A 25,844-nucleotide genomic window follows, 5' to 3' on the forward strand; every position below is an offset into this window, starting at 1 on the left:
ACCGGCGAGCGGCGAGCGGTCAGACGCGCGACCGGCGAGCGGTCAGACGGAGGCGATCAGGGCGACGGCCATGGCGGCCAGCCCCTCGCCGCGACCGGTCAGGCCCAAACCGTCGGTGGTGGTGCCCGAGACCGTCACCGGCGCGCCTACCGCGGCGGACAGGGCCTCCTGCGCCTCGGCCCGGCGCTTGCCGATCTTGGGATGGTTGCCGATCACCTGGATCGACACGTTGACCACCTGGAACGACGCCTCCCGGACCAGACGCGCCGTCTCGGCGAGCAGGGCCGAACCGGACGCGCCCGCCCATTCCGGCCGCGAAGTGCCGAAATTGCTGCCCAGGTCGCCCAGCCCGGCCGCACCGAAGAGCGCGTCGCAGGCGGCATGGGCGGCCACGTCAGCGTCGGAGTGCCCGGCCAGCCCGATGACGTCCGGCCAGAACAGACCCGCCACCCAGCAGGGCCGCCCCGCCTCGAAGGCGTGCACATCCGTCCCGATACCGACCCGCTGATTGATCACCGGCTCAGGCTACCGACGCCTTCCCGCCCCACGCCGCGCCGGGCACAACGCCTCCCCACCAGCCCATCACCGCCGAAGATCTCAGCCACCGAGCGAGGCGCCCGGGCGAGCACCGCCAAGGAAACCGCCACAAATTCAGGCCCCAATGGCAGCTCCGCGCGCGCCAGAACCACCGGGGCAGCCGGATCAGGGTGGGCAAACATCGAGGGGTGCGTCCACCGAAACTTCAGGCCGGAGGACGCCACAGCCTCACGCCCGACGACGCAAAGCAGGCACGCCGAGAGGCCGCGAAGCGCGGCAACCACCCAAGTCCGGGCAGTAGGGGGCAAAGCGAACGCGCCGAGAGGGTCAGGAGGACACCGGCGCGCGGAAGAGACGCAGGAGGACAGTCGCGCGCGGAAGAGACGCAGGAGGACACTCGCGCGCTGAAGAAAGCCGAAGGCCAGGGCTGAGCCGCGACAAGCCGCCCGGGTCAGGGGAGGTTGAGTAGCGCCTCGGCCAGGATCAGGTCCAGGGGGCGGGTGATTTTCATGGCCAGCTCGGAGCCGGGTACGCAGATCACCGGGAGGCCCGCCTTTTCGACCAGGCCGGCGTCGTCGGTCAAGTGGTCGGCGGCGGAGGCGTGGGCCGCGGCCAGGATGTCGTGGCGGAAGCCCTGCGGGGTCTGCACGCTGCGGAGCACGGAGCGGTCGACAGTGCCCAGGACGGTCTCGCCCGGGTCGACTTCCTTGATGGTGTCCACCACGGGAAGGGCGGGGATCACCGCGGGATGGCCGTCGCGGACCGCGGCCGCCACCGACTCGATCAGCTCGGGTGGGGTGAGGGCGCGGGCGGCGTCGTGGACGAGCACGATGGCGACGTCGGATGGAACCTCGGCCAGTGCCCGGGCCACCGACTCCTGCCGCTCGGCCCCGCCGGCCACCACGGTGACCGGCGCGACCGGCGCCAGTAGTTCTCGAACCGCCTCGACCTCGGCCGCTGGAGCGGCGACCACGATGAGGCGCACCGACGGCGCCGCCGCGACGCGGCGGATCGCGTGCACGAGTAGCGGCTCGCCGGCGAGCAGGCGCAAAGCCTTGGGCCCGCCCGGGCCGAGCCGCAGGCCGGCACCTGCTGCCGGAACCAGGACCGCGACGTCACCCCGAGCACTAAGCTGCGCGGTCACGTCGCGGTCCTGAGAACACAAGTTTTGATGTTGTGTCTGTGGGTAGATCAGGCCTCGGTGAGGACCTTGTCGAGGAGAACCTCGGCCTCGTCCTTGGTGCTCTTCTCCGCAAGAGCGACCTCACCGACCAGAATGTCACGAGCCTTCGCGAGCATGCGCTTCTCGCCGGCCGAGAGGCCGCGCTCACGCTCACGACGCCAGAGGTCGCGAACGACCTCGGCAACCTTCAGGGGGTTACCGGAGGCAAGCTTCTCGAGATTGGCCTTGTAACGCCGCGACCAGTTGGTCGGCTCCTCGGTGTGCGGAGCGCGGAGGACGTCGAAGACCTTACCCAGGCCTTCCTCGCCAACCACTTCGCGCACGCCGACGATTTCGGCATTCTCAGCGGGCACCCGAACAGTCAGGTCGCCCTGGGCGACACGCAGGACCAAGTACTGCTTTGGCTCGCCCTTGATGACCCTAGTTTCGATTGCCTCGATGAGTGCGGCCCCGTGGTGGGGGTAAACAACGGTCTCGCCGACACTGAAAACCATAGGTTCGAAGCCCCTTTCGCTGTGTCTAGGGTAACACGCTCACGCAGCGATGTCCCACCCTGCCGGTGACTGTTAGTGCAGCTCAGAGGCCCTGTGACGGGCCTTTCTACGGCTTGACAGAAGCGCCGCGAGCTGCCTTCGTAACTCAAAGTGACGAAAGGGTGACCGCTTTGACCCAGGGGTCGGATATTTCGTACCTATGGCGTTTGTGAGGTCAAGCTTATCGCTAAGGTCCGGAAGCACGCACTACTGGCGGTGGAGCGCCGGGTGAGGAAGGGTGGGAGGCAAGGTCCCCGTACCGAAGAAATACTCCTCGGCTTGAGGGGAGGGTGAGTCATGGCTGGTGCGAGCGACAACGGCGGATGGTCGTCGGATGGCGGTTCGCCGGACGGCCTGCCCGACCTGCCCGAGGAGTGGGGCGTCATCGTCATCCCCGACGATCTCTCGGAGCTGTCCGACGAGGTCGAGGCGGTTCGCGAGGAACTGCGGCTCACCGGCCCGCCCACTCGCTGGCAGCGTTTCGCCCGCCGCCCCGCGGTCCGCCGCCTGCGCCGGCTCGGCGGCAAGGCCATGCGGGCCCCGGTCCTGATCATTTCGATGGCCGTGCTCGTCACCGTGGCCAGCCTGTTCGCCTCGGCCTGGCCGGGCCCGCCGCGCCAGCCCGCCGCCCAGCGCACGGCCGCCACCCCCAGCGACAGCGCCACCACACTGCCCGCGCTCGAGCTTCTCGGCGCCGACGGCGACACGGTGCCGCTGAACAGACAGCTACCCGCTGTCATCCTGCTCATCGACGGCTGCGCCTGCGCGAGGCTGGTTTCCGACACCATCGGCGCCGTCCGTCCCGACATCGCCGTGGTCACCGTGTCGTCGGCCGCCACCGCGAGCACCGCGCTCACCCCGCCGACCAACACGACACCCCAGGCCCAGGGCAAGACCGTACGTCCCTTGCACGATCCGACCGGCACCCTGCGCACCCACCTGAAGCTGCCGCCGCCCGACGGCGTCGCCGCCGCCCTGCTCGTCGACGACGCTTCCAAGATCGTGCGCCTCTTCCCCCGCATCGCCTCGGTCGAGGACATGCGCCCCTTCCTCGCCGGCCTCTGACGAGACCGCGCCGCGGGGTGCGGGTCAGCCGATGTGGACCAGGGAGTAGCGGAAGACCACCTCGCTGTCCTGGCCGGCGGTGACCGTCATGCGGAGGGCGTCGGTCAGCTGCACGGGGAAGGTCTCCGGGGAACGCTCCTGCTCACAACTCATGCCGAGGCCCGAGTCGCCGCCGACGCCGCTGAAGTCGCCGAAGCCGCTCTCGGCGCTGTCGAGGGAGACCCGCACCGTGCTGCCCGAGCCGCCCACGCAGACCATCGCCACCGAGTACTGGCCCGACGGCACCTCGGTGGAGATCTGCTGCGCGGCGCCCGGCGTCAAGGTCAGCGTGGCCCCGTCCTCCTGGGTGCCGACATCGGGCAGCAACCGCTCCGCCGCCTGCCGCCACTGCTGGGCCGGGCTGGTCGGCTCGGTGTCGTCGGGCGCCGCCACCAGCCACCATGTGGCGCCGGCGGCCAGCAGTACAGCCGCCATCGAGTACAGCACCGCACCCCGGACCCGCTCGGACGTCACCCTGTGACTGTAGAGGTCTCCAGCAGCGTTCCGTAGAGCGTCAGACCCGGCCCGAACGCCAGCATCATGATCCGCCGGGGTGGCGCCGCACGACGGCGGAGGGCGTCCAGGACCAGGAGCACAGTCGGTGAGGAGCAGTTCCCGTACGCGGCGAGCACCTCCCGCGAGGCGGCCATGGCCTCGTCGTCGAGTTCCAGTTGCTCCTGGACGACGTTGAGGATCTTGGGGCCGCCGGGGTGGACCGCCCAGCCGTCCACCTCGGCCACGGTCAGCCCGTGCCGGGCCAGCATGCTGTCGACCAGCTCGCGGACGTGCAGTTTCAGGACCGCCGGCACCCGTGGGGACAGCCCCATCCGGAACCCGAGGTCGGTCACCTCCCACGTCATGTGGTCGGCCGTCGTGGTGTCCGTGACGGCGGCCACCTCCCGGACGGCGTACCCCCGGGAACCCGGAGTGACCACGACGGCAGCCGCCGCGTCCGCGAAGAGCGCGTGCGACACGATCTGCTGCATGTCCAGCCGCGCCGCCGGAGGCTGGAGATGAAGGCTGGTCAGCTCCGCGCAGAGCAGCAGGGCCGGCTTGCCCTGGGCGACCACGTAGTCGGCCACCGAGCCCAGCCCGGGCAGCGCCGCGTAGCAGCCCATGTGCCCGACGAACAGCCGCCGCACGCTCGGCGACATGCCCAGGTCGCGGGCGAGCAGGATGTCCAGCCCGGGCGTCGCGTACCCGGTGCAGGAGCAGACCGCGAAGAGCCCCAACTCGTCCGCGGCGAGCCCGGCGTCGGTCAGGGCCCGGCTCACCGCTTCCTTGCCGAGCGGGATCGCCTCGGCCTGGTAGCGGCGCATCCGCCGCTCGGTGGACCAGTCCGAGACGTCCTCGAGCAGCGGACTCACCGCGGCCTGCCGGGTACGCACCCCGGAGTTCGCGAAGATCCGCCGCACCAGTGCCCGCCGCTCGGGTGGGTAGTGCCGTTCGAAGTAGCCGTCCCACAGTTCGTCCTGCACCACGGACGGCGGCAGAGAGATTCCTACCCCGGCGATGGTCGCGTCGTTATTCACTTACGCCTCCCCAGGCCACTCTTACCCCGCGAACGCCGTCACCAACGTGGCGCCGATCCGTCCGAGTCGGGATCACCGCCGAGCGCGTCGACGCCGAGCCAGTCGGCGCACACGTCGCTGGTGGCCGGCTGGAGTGATCCGGCCCGGGCGTCGCGGTAGAGGCGTTCCAGCGGGTGCCCGCGGCGCATGGCCGACGTGCCGGCGGCCTCGAGCATCGACGCCGCCACCTCGGCCGCGGTGGTGCCGGCGAGCAGTTTGGCCCGCCACACCCAGCGCGTGGTCTCGGCCTCGCCGGGCTGCTCGTCGACCCGGCGGGCCGCTTCCATCACCGCCAGGTGGGCGGCGGCGACCGCCGCGTCGGCCCGGCCGATCCGGGCCCGCACGGCCGGCAGGTGGCCGAGCTTGCGCTGGTTGACGTGCTCCACCGCGGCGTCGACGGCGGCGCGGGCGACGCCCACGTAGACGGCGGCGTAGCTGGCCACCATCCAGTGCGGGGCGAGCTGGGCGATCACCAGCGCGAGGCCTTCGACGCCGCCGAGCAGGGCGCCGGACGGGACTGTCACGTCGACGTGCAGGTCGTGGGAGCCGGTCGCGCGCATGCCGAGGGCGTCCCAGGTCGGCTCGACCCGCAGGCCGGCGCCGGCCGGGACCAGGAACTGCGACACCTGGTCGGGATCGTCGGCGCTGCGGGCCGCGACCAGGTAGGCGTCGGCGTGTCCGGCGCCGGAGCAGAAGGTCTTGGCGCCGGTGATCCGGTAGCCGCCGTTCACGTGCTCGTACGACGTGGTGATCTTGGAGAGGCGGGAGCCGGCGCCGCGCTCGCTCATCGCCACCGCGTACCAGGAGCCGGCGGCGGCCGCCCGAAGGTGGTCGTCGCGGGCCCGCAGCGCCTCGTCGGCCAGGCCCAGGGCCTCGGCCAGCTCGTCGCTCACCCCGGCCAGGGCGCCCGTGACCGAGGCGTGCATGTTGAAGATCAGGGCGGTGGCGCCGTTGCCGCGGGCCAGCTCGTACGCGACGGCCGCGTAGTCGGCGAAGCTCGCGCCGGCCCCGCCGAGCCGCTTCGGCGCCATCAGGCCGAAGAAGCCGGCGGCGCGCAGGTCGGCGAAGTCGTCGGCGGGGAAGGAACCGTCGCGGTCGTGCGCGGCCGCGCGGGCCGCGAACCGGGGCGCCAGCCGCCGGGCCTCTTCGATCACGGGGTGGCCTCCTTGCGGCCGCGCCCCTGATAGAGCACGGCGGTCGAACGGGTGGGCACGATGCGGCCGCCGGCGCCCTGGCCGAACGCCAGCCAGCGGAACAGGCCGGCCGCGCTGGGCCGCAGGCCGCGCACCTCGAGGCGTACGCCATGCGAAGCGAACTCGGCGGTGAGCCGGCGCGGATCGACGAAGAGGGCGGGATCGTGCAGGCCGATCGGGGCCACGCCGATCCACTCGCCCAGGGTGACCGTGACGAAACGGCTGAGCGCGCCGGAGTTGACCGTGTCGAGCACCAGCAGCCCGCCCGGCCGCAGCACCCGGGACAGCTCGGCCACGGCGGCCGGCAGGTCGGTGACGTGCTCGAGGATCTCGCCGGCGGCCACCACGTCGGCCGACCCGGTGGCCAGCGGCAGGGCCAGCACGTCGCCGCGGACCGGCGTGACTCCGCGCTCGGCCGCGAGGGCCAGTCCCGAGACGCGCAGGTCCACGCCGACGTGGCGGTATCCCTTGCCGGCCAGATGAGGCGCGAGCAGCCCGCCGCCGCAGCCGGCGTCGACCAGGACGGCGCCTTCCTTCACGGCCGGCGGGATCAAGGACGCTCGGGCCGCGGCCAGCCAGTGCAGGAGCTCGAAGCCGCCGCCGGGCCGCCACCACTCGCCGGCGAGGTCGTCGTACTGACGCGGATCGTTACGCGGCATCGGCGGCATGTGATCGAGCGTGGCACGCATCCGGCACAACCACCACACTGCTTTCATGTCCCGCGCTCTCGCGTTGATCAAATCGTCCCATCCGGAACCGGGCGGGGCCGTCACCGTGGCCATGACTCTGCTGGCGATCGGCGCTGGTCATCGCGGCTGGGCGATCCTCGGCGTGTTCCTCGCGGTGGGGGCCACCCAGCTCTCCGTCGGCTGGGTGAACGACTGGCTCGACGCCGACCGGGACCGGCGCGCCGGCCGGGGGGACAAACCGGTGGCGTCGGGTGCGGTCAGCCGCCGTACCGTGGGAACCGCGGGTTTGATCGCCTCTCTGGCCATCCCCTTCCTGGGCCTGCCGTTCGGGCTCGCGCCGGCGATCCTCATCTCGCTGGTGGGGATCTTCGCGCTGCTGTACGACTGGCCGCTGAAGTCCACGGTGTTCTCGGTGGTGCCCTATCTGGTGGCGTTCGGGCTGCTGCCGGCCTTCGTGGTGGTCGCGCTGCCGGGCCATCCGGCGCCGCCGGCCTGGCTGGTGGCGGCGGGAGCGCTGCTCGGCGGGGGTGCGCACTTCGCCAACGTGCTGCCCGATCTGGCCGACGACGCCGAAACGGGGGTGCGAGGGCTGCCACATGTGCTAGGCGCCACCGGTTCGTCGATCGCGGCGGCGGTGCTCCTTCTCGCCGCGACTCTCACGCTGGTCTTCGGGCCCGCCGGGCCTCCGTCGTGGGCGGGCTGGGCGGCGGCCTGCGCTTCCGTCGTGGTTCTGCCGCTTGGGTGGTACGCCATGACGCGCTCCTCCGGGCGCGCGGTGGCCATGTTCCGAGCGGTCATCGTGGTCGCCCTGATCGACGTTCTGCTGCTGATCTTCAGCGGCCGGGTGGTGTGAATGGACGGGTCGGCGCACGTGGCGGATCGCCGACCTCTAGGCTGGGGCTTACGCCCTTTGGTGTTCTTTTCTTGGAGGATCGTGATGCGCTCGCTGGGAACCCGCCGCGTCGCACTGGCCGCGGGTGTCGCCACGGTCGCCGTGATGGCGCTGACCGGCTGCTCGGCCGGCCAGGTCGCCGAGACCGCCATTCTGAAGACGCCCATTTCGGGCCTCAACACTTCCAGCCCTGACGGGCGTCTGGAGATCCGCAATCTCCAGGTGGTCTACAAAAGCCCCGAGGGTTACGCGGCCGGTGAGACGGCTCAGCTCGAGCTGAGTCTGTACAACACCACCACCTCGTCGATCCAGGTCTCGATCAGCAGCGCGCCGGCGCAGGGCACGACGAACAACGTCGTCTCGGCGCGGCAGATCGGCCTGACCGGCGGCGCCGCGGCGGCCTCGCCCGGCCCGGCCCCGGAGCCCTCCGGCAGCCGCCCGTCGCAGGACGAGCAGCCCGGCGGCGTGCCGTCGGCCGACGCCAGCGCCCCGTCGCCCGCCTCCGGCACCGTGCCGAGCGCGCCCAGCGAGCAGGAGCAGCAGCAGGTCGAGCCGGCCCAGATCACCATCCCGGCGCTCAGCAGCGCCACCTTCCTCCCCGAGGACGAGCAGAAGGTGCTGGCCGTCGGCCTCAGCGACAAGCTCGCCCCGGGCACCTCGCTGGCCCTGACCTTCGAGGTCAGCGGCGTCTCGCAGCCGCTGCAGGTGCAGGCGCCGTTCCAGGTGCCGCTGTCGCCGGCCTCGCGGGGCCCGGCGCTGACCGAGCACGAGAACACCGAGGAGTAAATGTCATACCCGCCAGCTAACTTGGCGGGGTGACTTCCTCTACCCGCTCGGCATCCAAGGCCGCTCGACCGGCTTTCGTCTGCGACGCCTGCGGGCACCAGCCGCCGAAATGGCTCGGCCGGTGCCCGGAGTGCGGCGAGTGGGGCTCGGTCATCGAGTCCACGGTGACCACACCGCTCGGCGCCGGCCGGGTGGTCAGCTCCCGCATGCCGGCCGAGCCGGCCCGCCCCATCGCCCAGATCAGCGCGGCCCCGGCCAAGGCCGTGCCGACGAACGTGGGCGAGCTCGACCGGGTGCTCGGCGGCGGCCTCGTGCCCGGTGCGGTGGTGCTGCTGGCCGGCGAGCCCGGTGTGGGCAAGTCCACACTGCTGCTCGACGTGGCCCAGCAGTGGGCCGCCCATTCGGGTTCGGCGTCCCTCGTGGTCAGCGGCGAGGAATCGGTCAGCCAGGTCCGGCTGCGGGCCGAACGGCTCGGCGCGCTCCACGAGAAGCTTTACCTGGCCTCCGAGAGCGACCTGTCGGCGGTCATGGGCCATCTCGACGCGGTCAAGCCCGGCCTCCTCGTGCTCGACTCGGTGCAGACCATCTCCGCTCCCGGCACCGAGGGCGTGCCCGGCGGTGTCACCCAGGTCCGCGCGGTCACCGCCGCCCTGGTCGGCGTGGCCAAGGAACGCGGCATCGCCACCGTCCTGGTCGGCCACGTCACCAAGGACGGCCAGGTCGCCGGCCCCCGCGTGCTGGAACACCTGGTCGACGTGGTGCTGCACTTCGAGGGCGACAAGCATTCGTCGCTGCGCCTCGTGCGCGGCGTCAAGAACCGGTTCGGCGCCGCCGACGAGGTCGGCTGCTTCGAGATGCACGAGGGCGGCATCGCCAGCCTCCCCGACCCCTCCGGCCTGTTCCTCACGCGGTACGCCGAGCCGGTGCCCGGCACGTGCGTGACAGTCGCCATGGAAGGCCGGCGAGCCCTGGTCACCGAGGTGCAGGCGCTGATCGGGGCCGAGGTGCAAGGTTCCCCCCGGCGTACGGTGTCGGGCCTGGACAGCGCCCGGCTGGCCATGGTGCTGGCGGTGCTGGAGCGCCGCACCAAGCAACTCAAGCTCTACAACCGCGAGGTCTTCGCCGCGACCGTCGGCGGCATCCGGCTCACCGAGCCGTCGGCCGACCTCGCGATGGCCCTGGCCGTCGCCTCCGGCGGCCTCGACCTGGCCATGGCGCCCCACCTGGTGGCGATCGGCGAGGTCGGCCTGACCGGCGAGATCCGGCGGGTCGGCGCGGTCGGCCGGCGGCTGGCCGAGGCGTCCCGGCTCGGCTTCAAGGTGGCGCTCGTCCCGCCCGGCTGCGCGCCCGAGACCAGCGGCTCGCTGAAGGGCATGGAGGTCGTCGAGGTGGCCGATCTGCGCTCGGCGCTCCAGTCCGCGGCCCGGGCCTCGGCCGCCCACGGTGGTGACCGTCGGTGATTCATCGAACCACGCCTCGTTGACCTGGAACAGGGTCCGTAGAATGTACAGGTGCCGCTCGACCGCGATGGTTCCAAACCCGCCGCCGCCTCTCCGTCGCCACGACCCGGCGTCAACGGGTCGGCCCATCGTGCGGCGACCACACCCAGCACCGGCCTCACCGGCGGCGGCGTGACAGCCGATCCGCTCCGCGCCAATCTGGCGCTGATGGCGCCCGGTACGGCCCTGCGCGACGGCCTCGAGCGCATCCTGCGCGGCCGCACCGGCGCCCTGATCGTCCTCGGCTACGACGCCGTCGTCGAGTCGATCTGCACCGGCGGCTTCCCGCTCGACGTCGAGTTCTCGGCCACCCGCCTGCGCGAGCTGTGCAAGATGGACGGCGCGGTGGTGCTCTCCAGCGACGGCACCCGCATCGTCCGGGCCGCCGTCCACCTCATGCCCGACCCCTCCATCCCGTCCGAGGAGTCCGGCACGAGACACCGTACGGCCGAGCGGGTGGCCAAGCAGTCCGGCTTCCCGGTCATCTCGGTGAGCCAGTCGATGCGCATCATCGGCCTGTACGTGAACGGCCAGCGCCACGTCCTCGACGACTCCGCGGCCATCCTGTCGCGGGCGAATCAGGCGCTGGCCACCCTGGAGCGCTACAAGCTCCGCCTCGACGAGGTGTCGGGCACGCTCTCCGCGCTGGAGATCGAAGACTTGGTCACCGTGCGTGACGCCGTAGCGGTCGTGCAGCGCCTCGAGATGGTCCGCCGCATCGCCGACGAGATCTCGGGCTACGTGGTCGAGCTCGGCACCGACGGCCGCCTCCTGGCCCTCCAACTCGACGAGCTGATGGCCGGCGTCGACTCCGACCGCACCCTGGTCATCCGCGACTACCTGCCGACCGGCCGCAAGGCCCGCACGCTGGACGAGGCACTGGTCGAGCTGGACCTGCTCACCGCCACCGAAATGATCGACCTGGTGGCGGTGGCCAAGGCCATCGGCTACCCGGGCGCCTCGGACGCACTCGACGCGGCGGTCTCCCCACGAGGCTTCCGCCTGCTGGCCAAGGTCCCACGCCTGCCCACCCAGATCGTCGACCGCCTGGTCGACCACTTCGGCAGCCTCCAGCGCCTCCTGGGCGCCACCGTCGAAGACCTCCAGGCCGTCGACGGCGTCGGCGACGCCCGAGCCCGCGGCGTCCGCGAGGGCCTTTCCCGCCTGGCCGAGGCCTCAATCCTCGAACGCTACGTCTGACCCGACGCCTGCCCCGCCCCACCTTCACCGAGCGCCCAGCTCCACCCGCGCCAGCCTCCGCCGCGCCCAGACTTAGCCGCACCTACCCCGGCTCACTACGCCGCACTCACCTTCACCACGCCTCACTCCGTCCGCGCCGGCCGTGGCCGCGCGATCTGGCCGGGGTGGTCGGTTCAGGGCAGCGGCTCTGCTATGCCGGGCGCCTGTCTCTGCCCGCGCCCACATCTATCCACGCGGGTCCTTGCTCGCGTCCGGCTCGGCCCGCACTCACCCCGCCCGGCTCGGCCCGCACTCACCATGCCCGGCTCGGCCCGCACTTCACCCCGGGTCCACGCCCGGCTCGGCCCGCACTCACTTCGCCAGCGCCCGGCCCAGCCCGCACTCACTTCGCCAGCGCCCGGCCCAGCCCGCACTCACTTCGCCAGCGCCCGGCCCAGCCCGCACTCACCCCATCCACGCCCGGCTCGGCCCGCACTCACCGCGCCCGTGCCCACCTTCATCCCGCCTTACTCGGTTCGGGCCGCCCGCCGGTGGGGTTGATGGCGGCGGTGGTCGGGTGGATCGCCTCGGCCGCCGTGGTCTCGCCGTACTCGCTGCTGGCCTGGAACTGGACCGCGCCGTGCGGGTTGGTGACACCTCTGCCCTTGTGGACGCCGTCCCTGAGGCCGCACCTGGGTGCTGTCGCGGCCGCGGATCTGGCTGCGGTGATCGAGTCAGCAGGGCAGCGGCTCAGCTATGCCGGCGTCCACCTCTACCCGCGGCCGCCTTCGCGCAGCATCCACCTCGGCCGGCGCCCATCCGCCTACCGGCGCCCATCGCCTACCGGCGCCCATCCGCCTACCGGCGCCCATCCGCCTACCGGCGCCCATCCGCCTACCGGCGCCCATCCGCCTACCGGCGCCCATCCGCCTGCCGGCGCCCATCCGCCTGCCGGCGCCCCTCCGCTGCCGGCGGCCGGGACTGCTGGGGGTCGGGTCAGGGCAGTGGCTCGGCTATGCCGTTTGCGTGGTCGGTGACTGAGGCGCCGGTGACCGTGGCGGTCAGGGGGAGCATTTCCAGGCAGCGGCGGATCGCCGGGGCCATCACCGGGTTGGGGACTCGCATCGAGACCGTGCAGTGGGGGACCCACTTGCCGGGGCGGTACAGCTCCCACGTCTCCACGCCGCCGGCCGCCAGGCGCTCGTGCACCTGGCGGTGGTGGTCCAGCAGCTCAGCGGTCGGGGTTACGCCCAGCCACAGGACGCGGCCCACGAACTGGCCCACGAAATCCAGGTGCAGGGTCAAGGGGCGGGCCACCGTCATGTCGGACAGGGCTGACACCACGGCCGAGGGTGGCAGCGTTCGCGCCGCGGCCAGCGAGACGTGTGGGCGGTGCTTGTCGTTGAGGAGTGACGCCATCGTGGGCACGCCCTCCTCTTCGAGGGCGCGCCACAACGTCCGTACCCGCCTGGTTGCTTCGACGTCCAGGTAGAGCTCGAGCGCAGCGACCACTTAGGACACGATGGTCAGTGTCACCGGCTGGCTGACCAGGGTGCCCAGGCGGCCGCGGAGCTCGAACGTGCCGGGGGGCGGGTTCGGGCCCGAGGCGGCGCCGCCGGAGCAGCTGCTCGACTGGCGGCCGTTCCAGGTCACCTTGTAGTTCAGCTCCTGGCCCGCGGCCAGCTGGCGGACGTCGCCGCCCTTGGCCGTGCTGCACGTGTCCGACGACCAGTATTTCTGGGCGCCCGAGTCGATGTACAGCTCCTGTGGGTCGGGGCCCACGTCGCGCGAGCAGGTGCGGGTTCCGATGTTCTTGATCTTCAGCTCTATCTGGACGGCGCTGCCCCGCTTGAGCTGCGTCTGCGCCGGAACGGGTGTCACCGACATCTCGGCGTCGGTGCAGGTGCCGTCGGCCGGGGCGTTGACGTTCGCGTTCTGGCCACCGTTGGTGTTCTGGCTGCCGTTGGCGTTCTGGCCGCCGTTGGCCGCCGTGTTCGCGGGCAGCGTCGGGCCGGTGGCCGTGGCGGTGGGCTGCTGGCCCGGCTGCGGCGACTCGACGTCGCCGGGGGCCGGCAGGGACGGGCCGCCGCCGGTGGCGCCGTCCAGGAACGACGGTTCGGTGCTCGGCGCGGACGCCGGCGCCGGTGTCGGCAGCTGCGACGACGAGGTGCCCTTGGGGTTGTCCTTGTCGTCGTTGCCGGAGCAGGAAACGAACAGCACGATGATGCCGAGCAGGACAGCACCCAGCACGACCGCACGACGCCGCCAGTAGACGGCGGAGGGAAGGGGACCAACCGTCGATCGCATAGTGGGGTCACCGTAAACCCGGACGCCTCAGACGAAGGCCGCGACGCGCCGGGGTATGCGACACCGACTCACGGCTGTGTCGTTAGAGATAGACCTTGCGCTGGTAGATGGCGTGCGCCCCGGCGACCCGATCCAGAAAAAGCTTTCCGTCGCAGTGATCGATCTCGTGTTGCAGCGCCCGCGCCTCGAACGCGTCGGTCGTGACGGTCACCGGTTCGCCGCTGCCGGGCAGCACCGCGGAGACCACGACCCGGCCGGCCCGCTTCACGTCACCGGTCAGGTCGGGCACCGACATGCAGCCCTCGCGGCCGGCTTTCCAGCGACTGGCCTCGACGACCTTGGCGTTGCAGAGGACGAACGTGCCGTGGACCGTGGCCGCCTTCGGATGGCCGGTCACGTCGACGCAGAAAACCTGCGCGCCGACGCCGACCTGCGGCGCGGCCAGCCCGACGCAGCCGGGCGAGACCCGCATCGTGGCGACCAGGTCGGCCGCCAGCCGGAGCACCTCGGGCGACGTGGGGTCGACCTCGTCGCCGACCGCGCTCAGCACGGGCGCCGGCGCGGTGACGACGGGAAGCACACGGCCGTCGGGGCCGTCCCAAGCGATCACAGGATCTCCGGCTCGGCCTGGCGCAGCGTCACGTCGACGCCCAGCTCGGCGGCGGCCACGGCCAGCTGCTCGGCCAGCTCGTCGGCGGCCGCGGGCGGCAGGTCGACCTCGGCCACCAGCACGTAGAGGGAGCCTACGAGGCGGGTCGACAGGTCGGTGATGTTGCCACCGGCCGCGGCCACCACCCGGGTCACGGCGGCGACGATGCCGAGCCGGTCGGCCCCGTGGACGCTCACGACCCACGGTTCGCCGTCCTTCACCCCGTACGACTCGGGGGAAACCGGGCGCACCTGGGTGACCACCCCGGACAGCGCGCCGAGCGCGGCCTCGGCCTCGGCCGAGGCCGGACCGGTGCAGATCAGCGTCATCGTGAAGTGCCCGCGCAGGCGGGTCATGGTGGAGTCGGTCAGGTTGGCGCCGAGCGCGGCGAGCGCCTCGGACACGTCGGCGACGATGCCGGGACGGTCCGGCCCGATCACGGTGATGGCCAGCTCATGCACTCACCTACAGTAGGACCTGCCATGACTCTCGCTGAAGACGCCATCGCCTGGTACGACGCCAACGCCCGCGATCTGCCCTGGCGGCAGCCCGACACAACCCCGTGGGGGGTGCTGGTGAGCGAGGTGATGCTCCAGCAGACCCCGGTCGTACGGGTGGGGCCCGCCTGGCACGCCTGGATGACCCGCTGGCCGACGCCGGCCGCGCTCGCCGCCGACCCGCCGTCGGAGGCGATCCGCATGTGGGGCCGGCTCGGCTACCCGCGCCGGGCGATGCGGTTGCACGCCTGCGCGGTGGCGATGGTCGAACGGCACGGCGGCGACGTCCCGTCCGATCTCGATCAGTTGCTCGCGCTGCCCGGCGTCGGCACCTACACCGGGCGGGCGGTCGCGACCTTCGCGTACGGCCAGCGTCACCCGGTCGTCGACACCAACGTCCGCCGGGTCGTGTCCCGCGCGGTCGAGGGCAAGCCGGACGCCGGCCCGGCCACGACCGCGGCCGACCTGGCGGCCATGGAGGAGCTGTTGCCGGCCGACGTCGCGAAGGCGGCCCGGGCCAGCATCGCTTTCATGGAGCTGGGCGCGATCGTCTGCACGGCCCGCTCGCCGCGGTGCCCGCAATGCCCGTTCGAGCGGGTCTGCGCCTGGCGGCTCGACGGCTCACCGCCGATGGCGGGACCGAGTCGCAAACGGCAGACGTACGCCGGTACGGACCGCCAGGTGCGCGGCCTGCTCCTGGAGGTGCTGCGGCACGCGACCGGCCCGGTGCCGAAGCAGCGCCTCGACGTGGTCTGGGCCGACGAGGTACAGCGGGCGCGGGCCCTGTCCGGCCTGGTCGACGACGGTCTGGTCGAACCGTTCGGCGCCTCGTCCTTCGTCCTGGCCGGCGACTCGTACGAGGTGCAGACGTTGTAAGCCGGGATGGCTCTGCTGGTGGTACGGCCCGACTCCGGATGGGACCGGCGCTAGTAGACGTAGGGCCAGCCCGCGGAGTCGTACGCCAGGAGGTTGATGCCTAGGCGGGCTGTGCCGTTGTCGGCGTAGTAGTGGTAGGCCAGCACGTCGGCGTCGGTGTCGGTGAAGACGGACTGGCCGCCGGGGCCGTGAATGCTGCCCTGGCCGGCCAGGATCTCCGTGCCGCCGCCGCTGGTCATGGCGGTGCCGTTGCGGTCGGTGAACGGGCCGGTCGGGCTGGTGGAACGGCCGACCATGATCCGGTACGTGCTGGACGCGCCCTGGCAGCAGCGGTCGAACGAGACGACCAGGTAGTAGTACGAGCCGTGCCGGTACAGGTACGGCGCCTCGATCGCGCCGCCGCCGCGGCCGGCGAGGGAGCGAATGGTGCTGTCGAGCCGTTTGCCGGTGGAGGCGTTGAGCTGCACTTGCTTGATGCCGGTCCAGAACGAACCGAACGAGAGCCACCAGCGGCCGGACGGGTCGACGTACAGGTTGGGGTCGATCGCGTTGAAGTTGTCGCTCGTGCGGGACTCGATGACCAGGCCCTGGTTGGTCCATGATCCGGCGACGCCGGTCGTGCTGGTGGCCAGGAAGATCGCCGAGCGGTTCGAGCCGAAGGTCGAGGCCGAGTAGTACATGTAATAACGGCCGTTGCGGTACGACAGGTCGGGCGCCCACAGGTTGGCGCTGCCCCCGGTGTACGAGGTGGTCCACGAAGCACCGTTCGGGAAGGCGACCCCGGCGTCGCGGAACGCGGTGCGGTCGGTCGAGGTCTTGAGCGCGATGTTGTTGCCGGTGTGGGCTATCAGGTACGTACCGTCCGGCTTCTTGATCATGCCGGGATCGTGGACGTTGATGCTTCCGGTGACCACACCCGGCCCGGGATAGGCCAGCGCGGGTTCGGCCGCGAACAGCACCGTGGCCGCCGCGGCGAGGGCGATCAGGCTCTTGAATCTCATGCTTCGAGGCTCCTGACATTTCGGTTGCGTTAGAACTAGGGTTAACGTTCACATAGATGCTCGTCAAGGTTTATGGCATGCTCGCTGTTTACGTGAACAGAGAGGATCATCTATGCCACGCCTGTTCGCCGGTGCCCTCGTCGCGCTGGCGGCACTACCGCTTACGGGGGCGCCACCGGCCGTCTCCCCCGACTACACGATCACCGTCGACTCCTCGGCCCGCGGCGCCGCGATCAGCGATTCGATGTACGGGGTCTTCTTCGAGGACATCAACTGGGCTGCGGACGGCGGGCTCTACGCCGAACTCGTCCGGAACAGGTCTTTCGAGTTCTCCCCCACGGATAACTCTTCCTATAACGGACTTACCGGCTGGACTGTCGCCGGAACCGCCTCAGCCGTCGATGACGACGCTCGACTCAATGAGCGCAACCGGACATACCTCAATATGAACGGTGCGGTGACAAGCTCGCCGTTCGCCACCAAGGCGGGCGATTTTTACGACTTCTCCGTATGGGCGCGAGCCGACAACGCCGCGCACCTGACGGTCACGCTAGGAAACGCCCGACGAACCCTCAATGTCCGAAGTGGCAAGTGGGTCAAGTACAGCGGGACGCTCCACGCTACGACGACGACCGACGAGGCCGCGCTGAAGGTGGAAAGCGACGGACCGGTCAAACTGGACATGGTCTCGCTCTTTCCGCGCAAGACGTTCAAGAACCACGGCCTGCGCACCGACCTGGCCACCAAGATCGCCGCATTGAATCCGGGCTTCGTCCGCTTCCCCGGCGGCTGTCTGGTCAACACCGGCAGCATGTACGGATACGACGCCGCGTCCGGCTATCCGCGCGCCCGCTCGTACCAGTGGAAGGACACGGTGGGCCCGGTCGAGACCCGTGCCACCAACGCCAACTTCTGGGGCTACAACCAGACCTACGGCCTCGGCTATTACGAGTACTTCCAGTTCGCCGAGGACATCGGCGCCGCTTCCCTGCCCGTCGTGCCGGCATTGGTCACCGGCTGCGGCCAGAACCGGGCCACCGACGACCCGGCCCTGCTCCAACGGCACATCCAGGACACCCTCGACCTGATCGAGTTCGCCAACGGGCCGGTCACCTCGACCTGGGGCAAGCTGCGGGCCCGGATGGGCCATCCGAAGCCGTTCGGGCTGAGCATGATCGCGGTCGGCAACGAGGAGAACCTGCCGGACGCGTACTTCGCCAACTATCTGAAGTTCCGGGATGCGATCAAGGCCGCGTACCCCCGAATCACCGTCATTGGAAACTCGGGGCCCGACGACCAGGGCGCCACCTTCGACCGGCTGTGGCAGCTCAACCGCGACGCCAAATCGGACATGGTGGACGAGCACTACTACAACAGCCCGTCCTGGTTCCTGCAGAACAACGCCCGCTACAACGGCTACGACCGCGCCGGGCCCAAGGTGTTCCTCGGTGAGTACGCGTCGCAGGACGCCAAGTTCGCCAACTCGCTGGCCGAGGCCGCGTACATGACCGGCCTGGAGCGCAACGCCGACGTGGTCAAGATGGCGTCCTACGCGCCGCTGCTGGCCAACATCGACCATGTGCAGTGGCGGCCCGACCTGATCTGGTTCGACGCCGACGAGTCGTGGGGCACCACGAGCTACCAGACCCAGAAGCTGTTCATGAACAACGTCGGCGACCGGGTGGTGCCGTCGTCGGTGACCGGCGCGGTCGTGCAGCCCAAGCCCATCGCCGGGCGCGTCGGACTGTCCACCTGGGCCACCGCGGCCCGCTACGACGACGTCAAGGTCACCGGCACCGACGGCACGGTCCTGTTCAGCGACGACTTCACCGACGGCGACGCGAACGGCTGGACCTCGCTGACCAACCGCGGCGCCTGGGCGGTGCAGGATGGCGCGTACGTGCAGTCGGACACCGCCGCGACCAACACGATGGTGGCCGCGGCTACGGACATCACGGCGACCGACTACGACATCACGCTGAAGGCGACCAAGACCGCCGGCGCCGAGGGCTTCCTCATCCCGTTCGGGATCAAGGGCTCCGACAACTGGTACTGGTGGAACCTGGGCGGCTGGAACAACACGCAGGGCGCGGTCGAGAAGGCGTCCGGCAGCGCCGACGCCAAGGAGCAGATCCTGACCCGGCCGGACTCGGTGGTCACGGGACAGACCTACAACCTGACCATTCAGGTACGGGGTACGAAGGTGACCCTGATCCGCGACGGCGAGGTGTGGGGCGGTTTCGACGACAACAAGGTCACCGAGCCGTTCGCCCAGGTGATCACCCAGGACGGCCACGACCTGATCGTCAAGGTCGTCAACGCGCAGGACAAGCCGGCGCTGACGAAGGTCGACCTGGACGGCATCAAGGTCGCCGCCACCGGGCGGATGACCGTGCTGGCCGGCGACCCGGGCGAGCAGAACACCCGCAGCGCCGAGCCGATCCAGCCGGTCACCTCGACGGTCCGCGGGCTGGGTTCCACGTTCACCCGCGAGTTCCCGGCCAACTCGATCTCGTTCCTGCGCCTGAGGAGGACCGCATGACCACCCGCCGAACGCTGCTCACCGGATCGATCGGGCTGGCCACCCTGGCCGGGCTGTCGGCGGCCTCGGCGGCGGCGGCGGCCGCGCCGGCCACGCCGCTGATCACCCAGCGGGCCGACCCGTTCATCACCCCACGGACCGGCGGGAAGTACTACTTCACCGGCTCGGTTCCGGAGTACGACCGGATCGCCCTGCGCGGAGCTTCCACTTTGACCGGCTTGTCGACGGCGCCGGAGACCGTGGTCTGGCGGCGGCCGGCCAGCGGCACGATGGCCGGGCACATCTGGGCGCCGGAGCTGCACCGGATCGACGGCCGCTGGTACATCTACTTCGCGGCCGGCGACTCCGACGACGTGTTCCGGATCCGCACGTACGTCCTGGAGTCGCCGTTGGCCGACCCGCTGGACGCGAGCGGCTGGCAACTCAAGGCGAAGCTGAAGACCGAGTGGGACGGGTTCACTCTCGACGCGACGACCTTCGCCCATCGCGGAAGCCGCTACCTGGTGTGGGCGCAGAGCGAGCCGGAGATCGCGGTGAACACGAGCCTCTACATCGCCCGGATGAGCAACCCGTGGACGCTCGCTACGAAGCCGACCCGGATCACGACGCCGACCCGCCCGTGGGAGATCCAGGGGTACCGGGTCAACGAGGGCCCGGCCGTGATCATCCGCAACGGCCGCATCTTCCTGAGCTTCTCGGCCAGCGCCACCGACGCCCGCTACTGCATGGGCCTGCTCACCGCTCCGGCGAACGCCGATCTGCTCGACCGGGCTTCGTGGGTCAAGACCCCCGACCCGGTCTTCGTCTCGAACCCGGCGACATCGCAGTACGGGCCGGGCCACAACTCGTTCACGGTCGCCGAGGACGGCGTGACCGACGTGCTGGTCTATCACGCCCGCGACTATCGCGACATCACCGGCGATCCGCTCTACGACCCGAACCGCCACACCCGCATCCAGCGCCTGAACTGGAACCCCGACGGCACCCCCGCCTTCGGCGTCCCTTCCGGCGGCGCCGGCCCTCTCACCTGATTCCGCGCGCCGGGCCGGCGACGGCCCCCCCACCCGGCCCGGCGCGCCCACCTCGGGTCTATCCAGCACCGATCCGCTCGGCCACGTCCGCGGGCAGTGGGTAGACCCGCTCTTCGGGGAGCAGCGCCGCGGCGCCCGGCTCGTCGCCGTTGTCCAGCCGCTGCCGGATTTCCCGGGCCTGGGCGGTCACGTCGGTGATCTCGACCGTCCACTCGTCCACGTACCTGTTCACGGCCTCGCCGGAGAGGCCGACCTGCAGCGAACGGTACGGCAGCTCGCCCAGGCGCAGCGAACGCTCCGGATCCCACTGCACCCGCACCGGGCTGCGCTTGAGCTCGCGGCTCCACTGCGCGTGGTCGGCGTGCAGGTCGCGGTCGTAGTGGCTGAGCACCGCCTGGCGCAACGCCCACTCGAACCCGTCCCGGGCGATCGAGACCGCGAGCGCGTGCTCCTGGCCGGGCTTCGTGGCCCAGCCGCAGCGGTACATCATCCACAGGAACGAGGGCTTGATCCACGTCATCCGCTCGCGCTTGAACGGCGCCACGAAGCGGCCGGCTCTCAGCGCGGCGCCGGCGATCGGCGTCGCGTACGCCTGGTAGACGGTGATGGCGGTATCGGTGTACACCGCCCTGACTTCTCGGTAGTTCACGATCGCCATGGTGATCGTCTCCGGCGCGGGAGGCGACCGAAATACGCAACGGCCCGGCTGCTCGCGCAGCCGGGCCGTTGGTCGTTGCTAACTGGTGCTTACTCCTCGGTGGCGGTGGCGCCGAGGTCGGCGGGCACCGCGTCGGGGACCGAGACGCCACGGTCGGCGCCACGGAAGACCAGCTTGGACTGCTCGATGTTCTCCGGGTCGCCTTCGCAGTCGACCACGACGATCTGGCCGGGGCGCAGCTCGTTGAACAGGATCTGCTCGGAGAGCGCGTCCTCCAGGTCACGCTGGATGGTCCGGCGCAGCGGCCGGGCACCCAGGACCGGGTCGAAGCCCTTCTTCGCCAGGTACTTCTTCGCGTTGTCGGTCAGCTCGAGGCCCATGTCCTTGTTCTTGAGCTGGGACTCGATCCGCGCCGTGAAGATGTCGACGATCTCGAGGATCTCGTTCTGGCGGAGCTGGTGGAAGACGATCGTGTCGTCGATGCGGTTGAGGAACTCCGGGCGGAAGTGCTGCTTCAGCTCGTCGTTGACCTTGACCTTCATCCGCTCGTAGTTGGACTCCTCGGCCTCGGAGGCCTGGAAGCCCAGCGACACCGCCTTGGCCACGTCGCGCGTGCCCAGGTTGGTGGTCAGGATGATCACCGTGTTCTTGAAGTCCACGATGCGGCCCTGGCCGTCGGTCAGGCGACCGTCCTCCAGGATCTGCAGGAGCGTGTTGAAGACGTCCGGGTGGGCCTTCTCGATCTCGTCGAAGAGGACCACGGAGAACGGCTTGCGGCGCACCTTCTCGGTGAGCTGGCCACCCTCGTCGTAGCCGACGTAGCCGGGAGGGGCACCGACGAGGCGGGACACCGTGTACCGGTCGTGGAACTCCGACATGTCGAGCTGGATCAGCGCGTCCTCGGAGCCGAACAGGAACTCCGCGAGGGCCTTGGACAGCTCGGTCTTACCGACACCGGACGGGCCGGCGAAGATGAACGAGCCGGACGGGCGCTTCGGGTCCTTCAGACCGGCCCGGGTACGGCGGATCGCCTTGGAGACGGCCTTGACCGCGTCCTCCTGGCCGATGACGCGCTTGTGGAGCTCGTCCTCCATGCGCAGCAGCCGGGAGGTCTCCTCCTCGGTGAGCTTGTAGACCGGGATACCGGTCCAGTTGCCCAGCACCTCGGCGATCTGCTCGTCGTCGACCTCGGACACGACGTCGAGGTCGCCGGCCTTCCACTCCTTCTCCCGCTGCGCCTTCTGGCCCAGCAGCTGCTTCTCCTTGTCGCGCAGCTGCGCGGCCCGCTCGAAGTCCTGCGCGTCGATCGCGGACTCCTTGTCGCGCCGCACCTGGGCGATGCGCTCGTCGAAGTCGCGGAGGTCCGGCGGCGCGGTCATCCGGCGGATACGCATCCGGGCGCCGGCCTCGTCGATCAGGTCGATCGCCTTGTCCGGCAGGAAGCGGTCCGAGATGTACCGGTCGGCCAGCGTCGCCGCGGCCACCAGGGCGGCGTCGGTGATGCTGATCCGGTGGTGCGCCTCGTACCGGTCGCGGAGACCCTTGAGGATCTCGATGGTGTGGGCCAGGGACGGCTCGCCGACCTGGATGGGCTGGAAGCGGCGCTCGAGAGCGGCGTCCTTCTCCAGGTGCTTGCGGTACTCGTCGAGCGTCGTGGCGCCGATGGTCTGGAGCTCGCCACGGGCCAGCATCGGCTTGAGGATGCTCGCCGCGTCGATCGCGCCCTCGGCGGCACCCGCACCCACCAGGGTGTGGATCTCGTCGATGAACAGGATGATGTCGCCGCGGGTGCGGATCTCCTTGAGCACCTTCTTCAGGCGCTCCTCGAAGTCACCGCGGTAGCGGGAACCGGCGACCAGCGCGCCGAGGTCGAGCGTGTAGAGCTGCTTGTCCTTCAGCGTCTCGGGCACCTCGCCCTTGACGATGGACTGGGACAGCCCCTCGACGACGGCGGTCTTGCCGACGCCGGGCTCGCCGATCAGCACCGGGTTGTTCTTGGTACGGCGGGACAGCACCTGCATGACCCGCTCGATCTCTTTCTCGCGCCCGATGACCGGGTCGAGCTTGCCCTCGCGGGCGGCCTGGGTCAGGTTGCGCCCGAACTGGTCGAGCACCAGGCTGGTCGACGGCGCGGCCTCGCCGGCCGCCGCGCCGGCCGCGGCCGGCTCCTTGCCCTGGTAGCCCGAGAGCAGCTGGATGACCTGCTGGCGGACCCGGTTGAGGTCGGCGCCGAGCTTGACCAGCACCTGGGCGGCGACGCCCTCGCCCTCGCGGATGAGACCGAGCAGGATGTGCTCGGTGCCGATGTAGTTGTGGCCGAGCTGCAGCGCCTCGCGCAGCGACAGCTCGAGAACCTTCTTGGCGCGGGGCGTGAACGGGATGTGCCCGCTCGGCGCCTGCTGACCCTGGCCGATGATCTCCTCGACCTGCTGCCGCACTCCCTCCAGGGAGATGCCCAGGCTCTCCAGAGCCTTGGCGGCGACGCCCTCGCCCTCGTGGATCAGGCCGAGCAGGATGTGCTCGGTCCCGATGTAGTTGTGGTTGAGCATCCGGGCCTCTTCTTGGGCCAGGACGACAACCCGTCGCGCTCGGTCGGTGAACCGCTCGAACATGCCCTCGTGCTCCTCACGTGCCGTGCGCCAATGAACTGGCGGGGCCAGCGCACTCGGCATCGGTGATGCCCGTGCTGTTACTACTCTATCGCCGCCGGGTGGCTCTGCTGGGTCCTCGCGGTCCCTTGAAACCGTCCGCAACGTTGATTTAGCCAACTTCGCACGCTCAGTGGCTGTTCCCCCAGTGGAACGTCTACGCGGACAGCGAAATCCCGTAAAGCTCTGTCCACAGCCTGTGGACAACCGCCCCGTGCCTGTGGATAACCCTACGCATCCCCACCGAAGAACGACCGAAAGACGAAGAAGGCCCGCCGCGCGGCGCGCGGCGGGCCTCCTCCTGTACAGCCCGGCCCCCACCCGCGATCGCCGCCGGTGAGATGGCCCTCGGCTCTTCGTCGTCCGCGGGGTGTGCGGACGCCGGAGAGTCGCGGGTCATCTCACCGGTTACAAGGCGATCGCCCGCGGAGCGAAGCGGAGCAATTAAGCTCTGCCCGGGCCCTTCGAGTGGAACTCGTCGACGATCTCCTGGGGGATGCGGCCCCGGTCGGAGATGTCCTTGCCGGCCTTCTTGGCCCAGTCCCGGATCGCCTTGTTCTGCTCCCGGTCGGCCGTCGCGCCGCCACGGCCGCGCGCGGCCCGGCCGCCGACGACCACGCCGCCCCGGGCGACCTTGGAACCGGCCGACACGTACGGCTCGAAGACCTCCCGCAATTTGGCGGCGTTCTTCTCCGAGAGATCGATCTCGTACTGAATGCCGTCGAGCGCGAACTTCACGGTCTCGTCGGCGTCACCTCCGCTGAGGTCATCGACCAGCTTGTGAATGATCTGCTTGGCCACGCGCCGCTATCCTCCCGAGCACAGGTTCTCCCCTTAAAGCAACGCACAGACAATAACGCCAGGGCGGCGCGGCGCGTCAATGGCGGTCAGAACATTTCGGTGAAGGTTACTCGGGACGCACGAGCGGGAAGAGGATCGTTTCCCGAATGCCCAGCCCGGTGAGCGCCATCAACAGCCGGTCGATTCCCATTCCCATCCCACCCGACGGCGGCATTCCGTACTCCATCGCCCGGAGGAAATCCTCGTCGAGCTGCATGGCCTCGGGATCGCCGCCGGCCGCCAGCAACGACTGGGCGACCAGCCGATCACGCTGAACCACCGGGTCGACGAGCTCGGAATAGGCGGTGGCCAACTCGAAGCCCATCACGTACAGGTCCCACTTTTCGGTCAGACCGGGCGTTTCCCGGTGCGCCCGGGTGAGCGGAGCGGTCTCTTCCGGATAATCCCGTACAAAAGTCGGCTGCTGGAGCGTGTGCTGCACCAGGTGCTCGAACAGCTCCTCGACGAGCTTGCCCGGCCCCCACTTCGGATCGACGGAAAGGTCGTGCTTTTCCGCGTACCGCTGGAGTTGCGCGAGATCGGTCTCGGGGGTGACTTCTTCACCGAGCGCGGCCGAGAGGGAACCGTAGAGCGTGACCGTCGCCCACTCGCCGCCGAGATCCAACTCGTGTCCATCGAAGTGGGTCACCACGTGCGATCCGGAGACCGCGGTCGCGGCTTCCTGAATCCACTCGCGAACCTGCGTCTGCATGACGTTGTAGTCGGCGTACGCCTGGTACGCCTCGAGCATCGCGAACTCCGGCGAGTGGGTCGAGTCCATACCCTCATTGCGGAAGTTCCGGTTGATCTCGAAGACGCGATCGATGCCGCCGACCACGGCCCGCTTCAAAAACAGTTCCGGCGCGATCCGCAGATAGAGATCGGTATCCAGAGCGTTGCTGTGTGTCACAAATGGCCGGGCCGCGGCGCCGCCGTGCAGCAACTGCAACATTGGCGTTTCCACCTCGAGATAATCGCGGCGGAACAGTGACTCGCGAAGGCTGCGAACGACCGTCGCGCGGGTCCGCACGGTCTCCCGCGCCTGCGGTCGCACGATCAGGTCGACGTACCGCTGGCGTACCCGCGTCTCCTCGGAGAGCGGCTTGTGGGCGACCGGAAGCGGGCGCAGAGCCTTGGCGTTCATCTGCCAGGTGTCGGCGAGCACCGACAGCTCGCCGCGCCGGCTGGTGATCACCTCGCCGGTGACGCCGACCAGGTCGCCGAGGTCGACCAGCTGCTTCCAGCTGGTCAGGGCGGCCTCGCCGACCTTGTCGAGGGAGAGCATGGCCTGCAGCTCGGTGCCGTCGCCGTCCCGCAGGGTGACGAAGCAGAGCTTTCCACCGTTACGGATGAAGATCACGCGGCCGGTGATCGAGACCTGGTCGCCGGTGGCGTGGTCGATCGGCAGGTCGGTGTACTTCTCGCGCAGCTCCTTGAGCGTCGCGGTCCGCGGCACGGTCACCGGGTAGGGAGCGATCCCCTCGGCGAGCAGCCGGTCCCGCTTCGACCGGCGGACCCGCATCTGCTCGGGTAGGTCCTCGGCGGGGTCAGTTGCGGGCACATTCTGCTCGGTCACGGCACGACTCTCTGTACGGGCTGGTATGGGCCCTGAAAGCCTACTCAGCCGCG

24 protein-coding genes are annotated in these 25,844 nt (G+C 70.3%); 8 read left to right on the forward strand and 16 right to left on the reverse strand.

The window, feature by feature from the left end:
- Positions 1 to 42: 42 nt before the first annotated feature.
- The 3 genes from ispF to ACGFJ7_RS06670 all read right to left on the reverse strand — a co-directional run bounded on the left by ispF (position 43) and on the right by ACGFJ7_RS06670 (position 2,214).
- Complete coding sequence (gene ispF, locus ACGFJ7_RS06660; protein WP_360247181.1) at positions 43 to 516, reverse strand: 2-C-methyl-D-erythritol 2,4-cyclodiphosphate synthase; 474 nt, start codon at positions 514 to 516, stop codon at positions 43 to 45.
- A 472-nt stretch (positions 517 to 988) separates the two neighbouring features.
- Positions 989 to 1,681, reverse strand: a complete 693-nt coding sequence (gene ispD / locus ACGFJ7_RS06665) for a 2-C-methyl-D-erythritol 4-phosphate cytidylyltransferase (RefSeq protein WP_360247183.1) — start codon at positions 1,679 to 1,681, stop codon at positions 989 to 991.
- Positions 1,682 to 1,728: 47 nt separating this feature from the next.
- Positions 1,729 to 2,214, reverse strand: a complete 486-nt coding sequence (locus ACGFJ7_RS06670) for a CarD family transcriptional regulator (RefSeq protein WP_026206027.1) — start codon at positions 2,212 to 2,214, stop codon at positions 1,729 to 1,731.
- Between the two features lie 336 nt (positions 2,215 to 2,550).
- Between ACGFJ7_RS06670 and ACGFJ7_RS06675 the strand changes: the two genes are divergently transcribed.
- Entirely contained in the window at positions 2,551 to 3,318 is a 768-nt protein-coding gene (locus ACGFJ7_RS06675; RefSeq protein WP_360247186.1) for a hypothetical protein, read from the forward strand.
- 24 nt (positions 3,319 to 3,342) lie between these two features.
- Here the strand turns inward: ACGFJ7_RS06675 and ACGFJ7_RS06680 are convergent, their stop codons facing one another.
- From ACGFJ7_RS06680 to ACGFJ7_RS06695, 4 genes are read right to left on the reverse strand one after another with little or no spacing between them, the layout of a single operon-like run.
- On the reverse strand, positions 3,343 to 3,831 hold the full coding sequence (locus ACGFJ7_RS06680; protein WP_360247188.1) for a DUF6023 family protein: 489 nt from the start codon (positions 3,829 to 3,831) through the stop codon (positions 3,343 to 3,345).
- On the reverse strand, positions 3,828 to 4,889 hold the full coding sequence (locus tag ACGFJ7_RS06685; protein WP_360247190.1) for a type III polyketide synthase: 1,062 nt from the start codon (positions 4,887 to 4,889) through the stop codon (positions 3,828 to 3,830). The genes ACGFJ7_RS06680 and ACGFJ7_RS06685 overlap by 4 nt, the downstream gene beginning before the upstream one ends.
- Positions 4,890 to 4,927: 38 nt before the next feature.
- Positions 4,928 to 6,082, reverse strand: a complete 1,155-nt coding sequence (locus ACGFJ7_RS06690; protein ID WP_360247192.1) for an acyl-CoA dehydrogenase family protein — start codon at positions 6,080 to 6,082, stop codon at positions 4,928 to 4,930.
- Positions 6,079 to 6,789, reverse strand: a complete 711-nt coding sequence (locus ACGFJ7_RS06695; RefSeq protein ID WP_392641187.1) for a methyltransferase domain-containing protein — start codon at positions 6,787 to 6,789, stop codon at positions 6,079 to 6,081. The genes ACGFJ7_RS06690 and ACGFJ7_RS06695 overlap by 4 nt, the downstream gene beginning before the upstream one ends.
- Positions 6,790 to 6,835: 46 nt before the next feature.
- Between ACGFJ7_RS06695 and ACGFJ7_RS06700 the strand changes: the two genes are divergently transcribed.
- The 4 genes from ACGFJ7_RS06700 (at position 6,836) to disA (ending at position 11,187) form a co-directional block, all read left to right on the forward strand.
- Positions 6,836 to 7,663 (forward strand): UbiA family prenyltransferase, encoded by an 828-nt coding sequence (locus ACGFJ7_RS06700; protein ID WP_360247196.1) that lies wholly within the window; start codon positions 6,836 to 6,838, stop codon positions 7,661 to 7,663.
- Between the two features lie 84 nt (positions 7,664 to 7,747).
- Positions 7,748 to 8,488: a hypothetical protein gene (locus ACGFJ7_RS06705; RefSeq protein WP_360247198.1), complete on the forward strand. Its 741-nt coding sequence runs from the start codon at positions 7,748 to 7,750 to the stop codon at positions 8,486 to 8,488.
- A gap of 29 nt (positions 8,489 to 8,517) precedes the next feature.
- Complete coding sequence (gene radA, locus ACGFJ7_RS06710; RefSeq protein WP_360247200.1) at positions 8,518 to 9,948, forward strand: DNA repair protein RadA; 1,431 nt, start codon at positions 8,518 to 8,520, stop codon at positions 9,946 to 9,948.
- A 51-nt stretch (positions 9,949 to 9,999) separates the two neighbouring features.
- Positions 10,000 to 11,187 carry a DNA integrity scanning diadenylate cyclase DisA gene (disA, locus tag ACGFJ7_RS06715; RefSeq protein ID WP_360247202.1) on the forward strand — a complete coding sequence of 396 codons (1,188 nt, stop codon included), beginning with the start codon at positions 10,000 to 10,002 and terminating at the stop codon, positions 11,185 to 11,187.
- A gap of 975 nt (positions 11,188 to 12,162) precedes the next feature.
- On the opposite strand, the gene ACGFJ7_RS06720 is transcribed toward disA, so the two are convergent.
- The 4 genes from ACGFJ7_RS06720 to ACGFJ7_RS06735 all read right to left on the reverse strand — a co-directional run bounded on the left by ACGFJ7_RS06720 (position 12,163) and on the right by ACGFJ7_RS06735 (position 14,583).
- On the reverse strand, positions 12,163 to 12,678 hold the full coding sequence (locus ACGFJ7_RS06720; RefSeq protein ID WP_360247204.1) for a 2'-5' RNA ligase family protein: 516 nt from the start codon (positions 12,676 to 12,678) through the stop codon (positions 12,163 to 12,165).
- Complete coding sequence (locus tag ACGFJ7_RS06725; protein WP_360247206.1) at positions 12,679 to 13,473, reverse strand: adhesin; 795 nt, start codon at positions 13,471 to 13,473, stop codon at positions 12,679 to 12,681.
- Between the two features lie 82 nt (positions 13,474 to 13,555).
- Positions 13,556 to 14,083: a peptide deformylase gene (locus tag ACGFJ7_RS06730; protein WP_392641190.1), complete on the reverse strand. Its 528-nt coding sequence runs from the start codon at positions 14,081 to 14,083 to the stop codon at positions 13,556 to 13,558.
- Positions 14,080 to 14,583 carry an ACT domain-containing protein gene (locus ACGFJ7_RS06735; RefSeq protein ID WP_360247210.1) on the reverse strand — a complete coding sequence of 168 codons (504 nt, stop codon included), beginning with the start codon at positions 14,581 to 14,583 and terminating at the stop codon, positions 14,080 to 14,082. Before ACGFJ7_RS06735 ends, ACGFJ7_RS06730 begins: the two co-directional genes overlap by 4 nt.
- A gap of 21 nt (positions 14,584 to 14,604) precedes the next feature.
- Between ACGFJ7_RS06735 and ACGFJ7_RS06740 the strand changes: the two genes are divergently transcribed.
- Positions 14,605 to 15,495, forward strand: coding sequence for an A/G-specific adenine glycosylase (locus tag ACGFJ7_RS06740; RefSeq protein WP_392641192.1), 891 nt, complete (start codon positions 14,605 to 14,607; stop codon positions 15,493 to 15,495).
- 50 nt (positions 15,496 to 15,545) lie between these two features.
- Here ACGFJ7_RS06740 and ACGFJ7_RS06745 read toward each other — a convergent pair whose 3' ends face one another.
- Complete coding sequence (locus ACGFJ7_RS06745; RefSeq protein ID WP_392641194.1) at positions 15,546 to 16,496, reverse strand: arabinan endo-1,5-alpha-L-arabinosidase; 951 nt, start codon at positions 16,494 to 16,496, stop codon at positions 15,546 to 15,548.
- 112 nt (positions 16,497 to 16,608) lie between these two features.
- Between ACGFJ7_RS06745 and ACGFJ7_RS06750 the strand changes: the two genes are divergently transcribed.
- A complete protein-coding gene (locus ACGFJ7_RS06750) occupies positions 16,609 to 19,038 on the forward strand; it encodes an alpha-L-arabinofuranosidase C-terminal domain-containing protein (protein ID WP_392641196.1) in 2,430 nt (809 codons plus the stop codon).
- A complete protein-coding gene (locus ACGFJ7_RS06755; protein ID WP_392641198.1) occupies positions 19,035 to 20,069 on the forward strand; it encodes a family 43 glycosylhydrolase in 1,035 nt (344 codons plus the stop codon). The genes ACGFJ7_RS06750 and ACGFJ7_RS06755 overlap by 4 nt, the downstream gene beginning before the upstream one ends.
- A gap of 58 nt (positions 20,070 to 20,127) precedes the next feature.
- On the opposite strand, the gene ACGFJ7_RS06760 is transcribed toward ACGFJ7_RS06755, so the two are convergent.
- The 4 genes from ACGFJ7_RS06760 to lysS form a co-directional block, all read right to left on the reverse strand.
- Positions 20,128 to 20,727 (reverse strand): DUF4291 domain-containing protein, encoded by a 600-nt coding sequence (locus ACGFJ7_RS06760; protein WP_392641200.1) that lies wholly within the window; start codon positions 20,725 to 20,727, stop codon positions 20,128 to 20,130.
- A gap of 89 nt (positions 20,728 to 20,816) precedes the next feature.
- The gene (locus ACGFJ7_RS06765; protein WP_097317573.1) at positions 20,817 to 23,339 is read right to left on the reverse strand and encodes an ATP-dependent Clp protease ATP-binding subunit; all 2,523 of its coding nucleotides are present in this window, start codon (positions 23,337 to 23,339) and stop codon (positions 20,817 to 20,819) included.
- Positions 23,340 to 23,819: 480 nt separating this feature from the next.
- The gene (locus ACGFJ7_RS06770) at positions 23,820 to 24,176 is read right to left on the reverse strand and encodes an Lsr2 family protein (protein ID WP_360247222.1); all 357 of its coding nucleotides are present in this window, start codon (positions 24,174 to 24,176) and stop codon (positions 23,820 to 23,822) included.
- A 106-nt stretch (positions 24,177 to 24,282) separates the two neighbouring features.
- Positions 24,283 to 25,791: a lysine--tRNA ligase gene (gene lysS / locus ACGFJ7_RS06775; RefSeq protein WP_392641202.1), complete on the reverse strand. Its 1,509-nt coding sequence runs from the start codon at positions 25,789 to 25,791 to the stop codon at positions 24,283 to 24,285.
- Between the last annotated feature and the right edge of the window lie 53 nt (positions 25,792 to 25,844).

The sequence above is a fragment of the Actinoplanes sp. NPDC048988 genome, from assembly GCF_043197815.1.
In the GTDB taxonomy this organism is placed as follows: domain Bacteria; phylum Actinomycetota; class Actinomycetes; order Mycobacteriales; family Micromonosporaceae; genus Actinoplanes.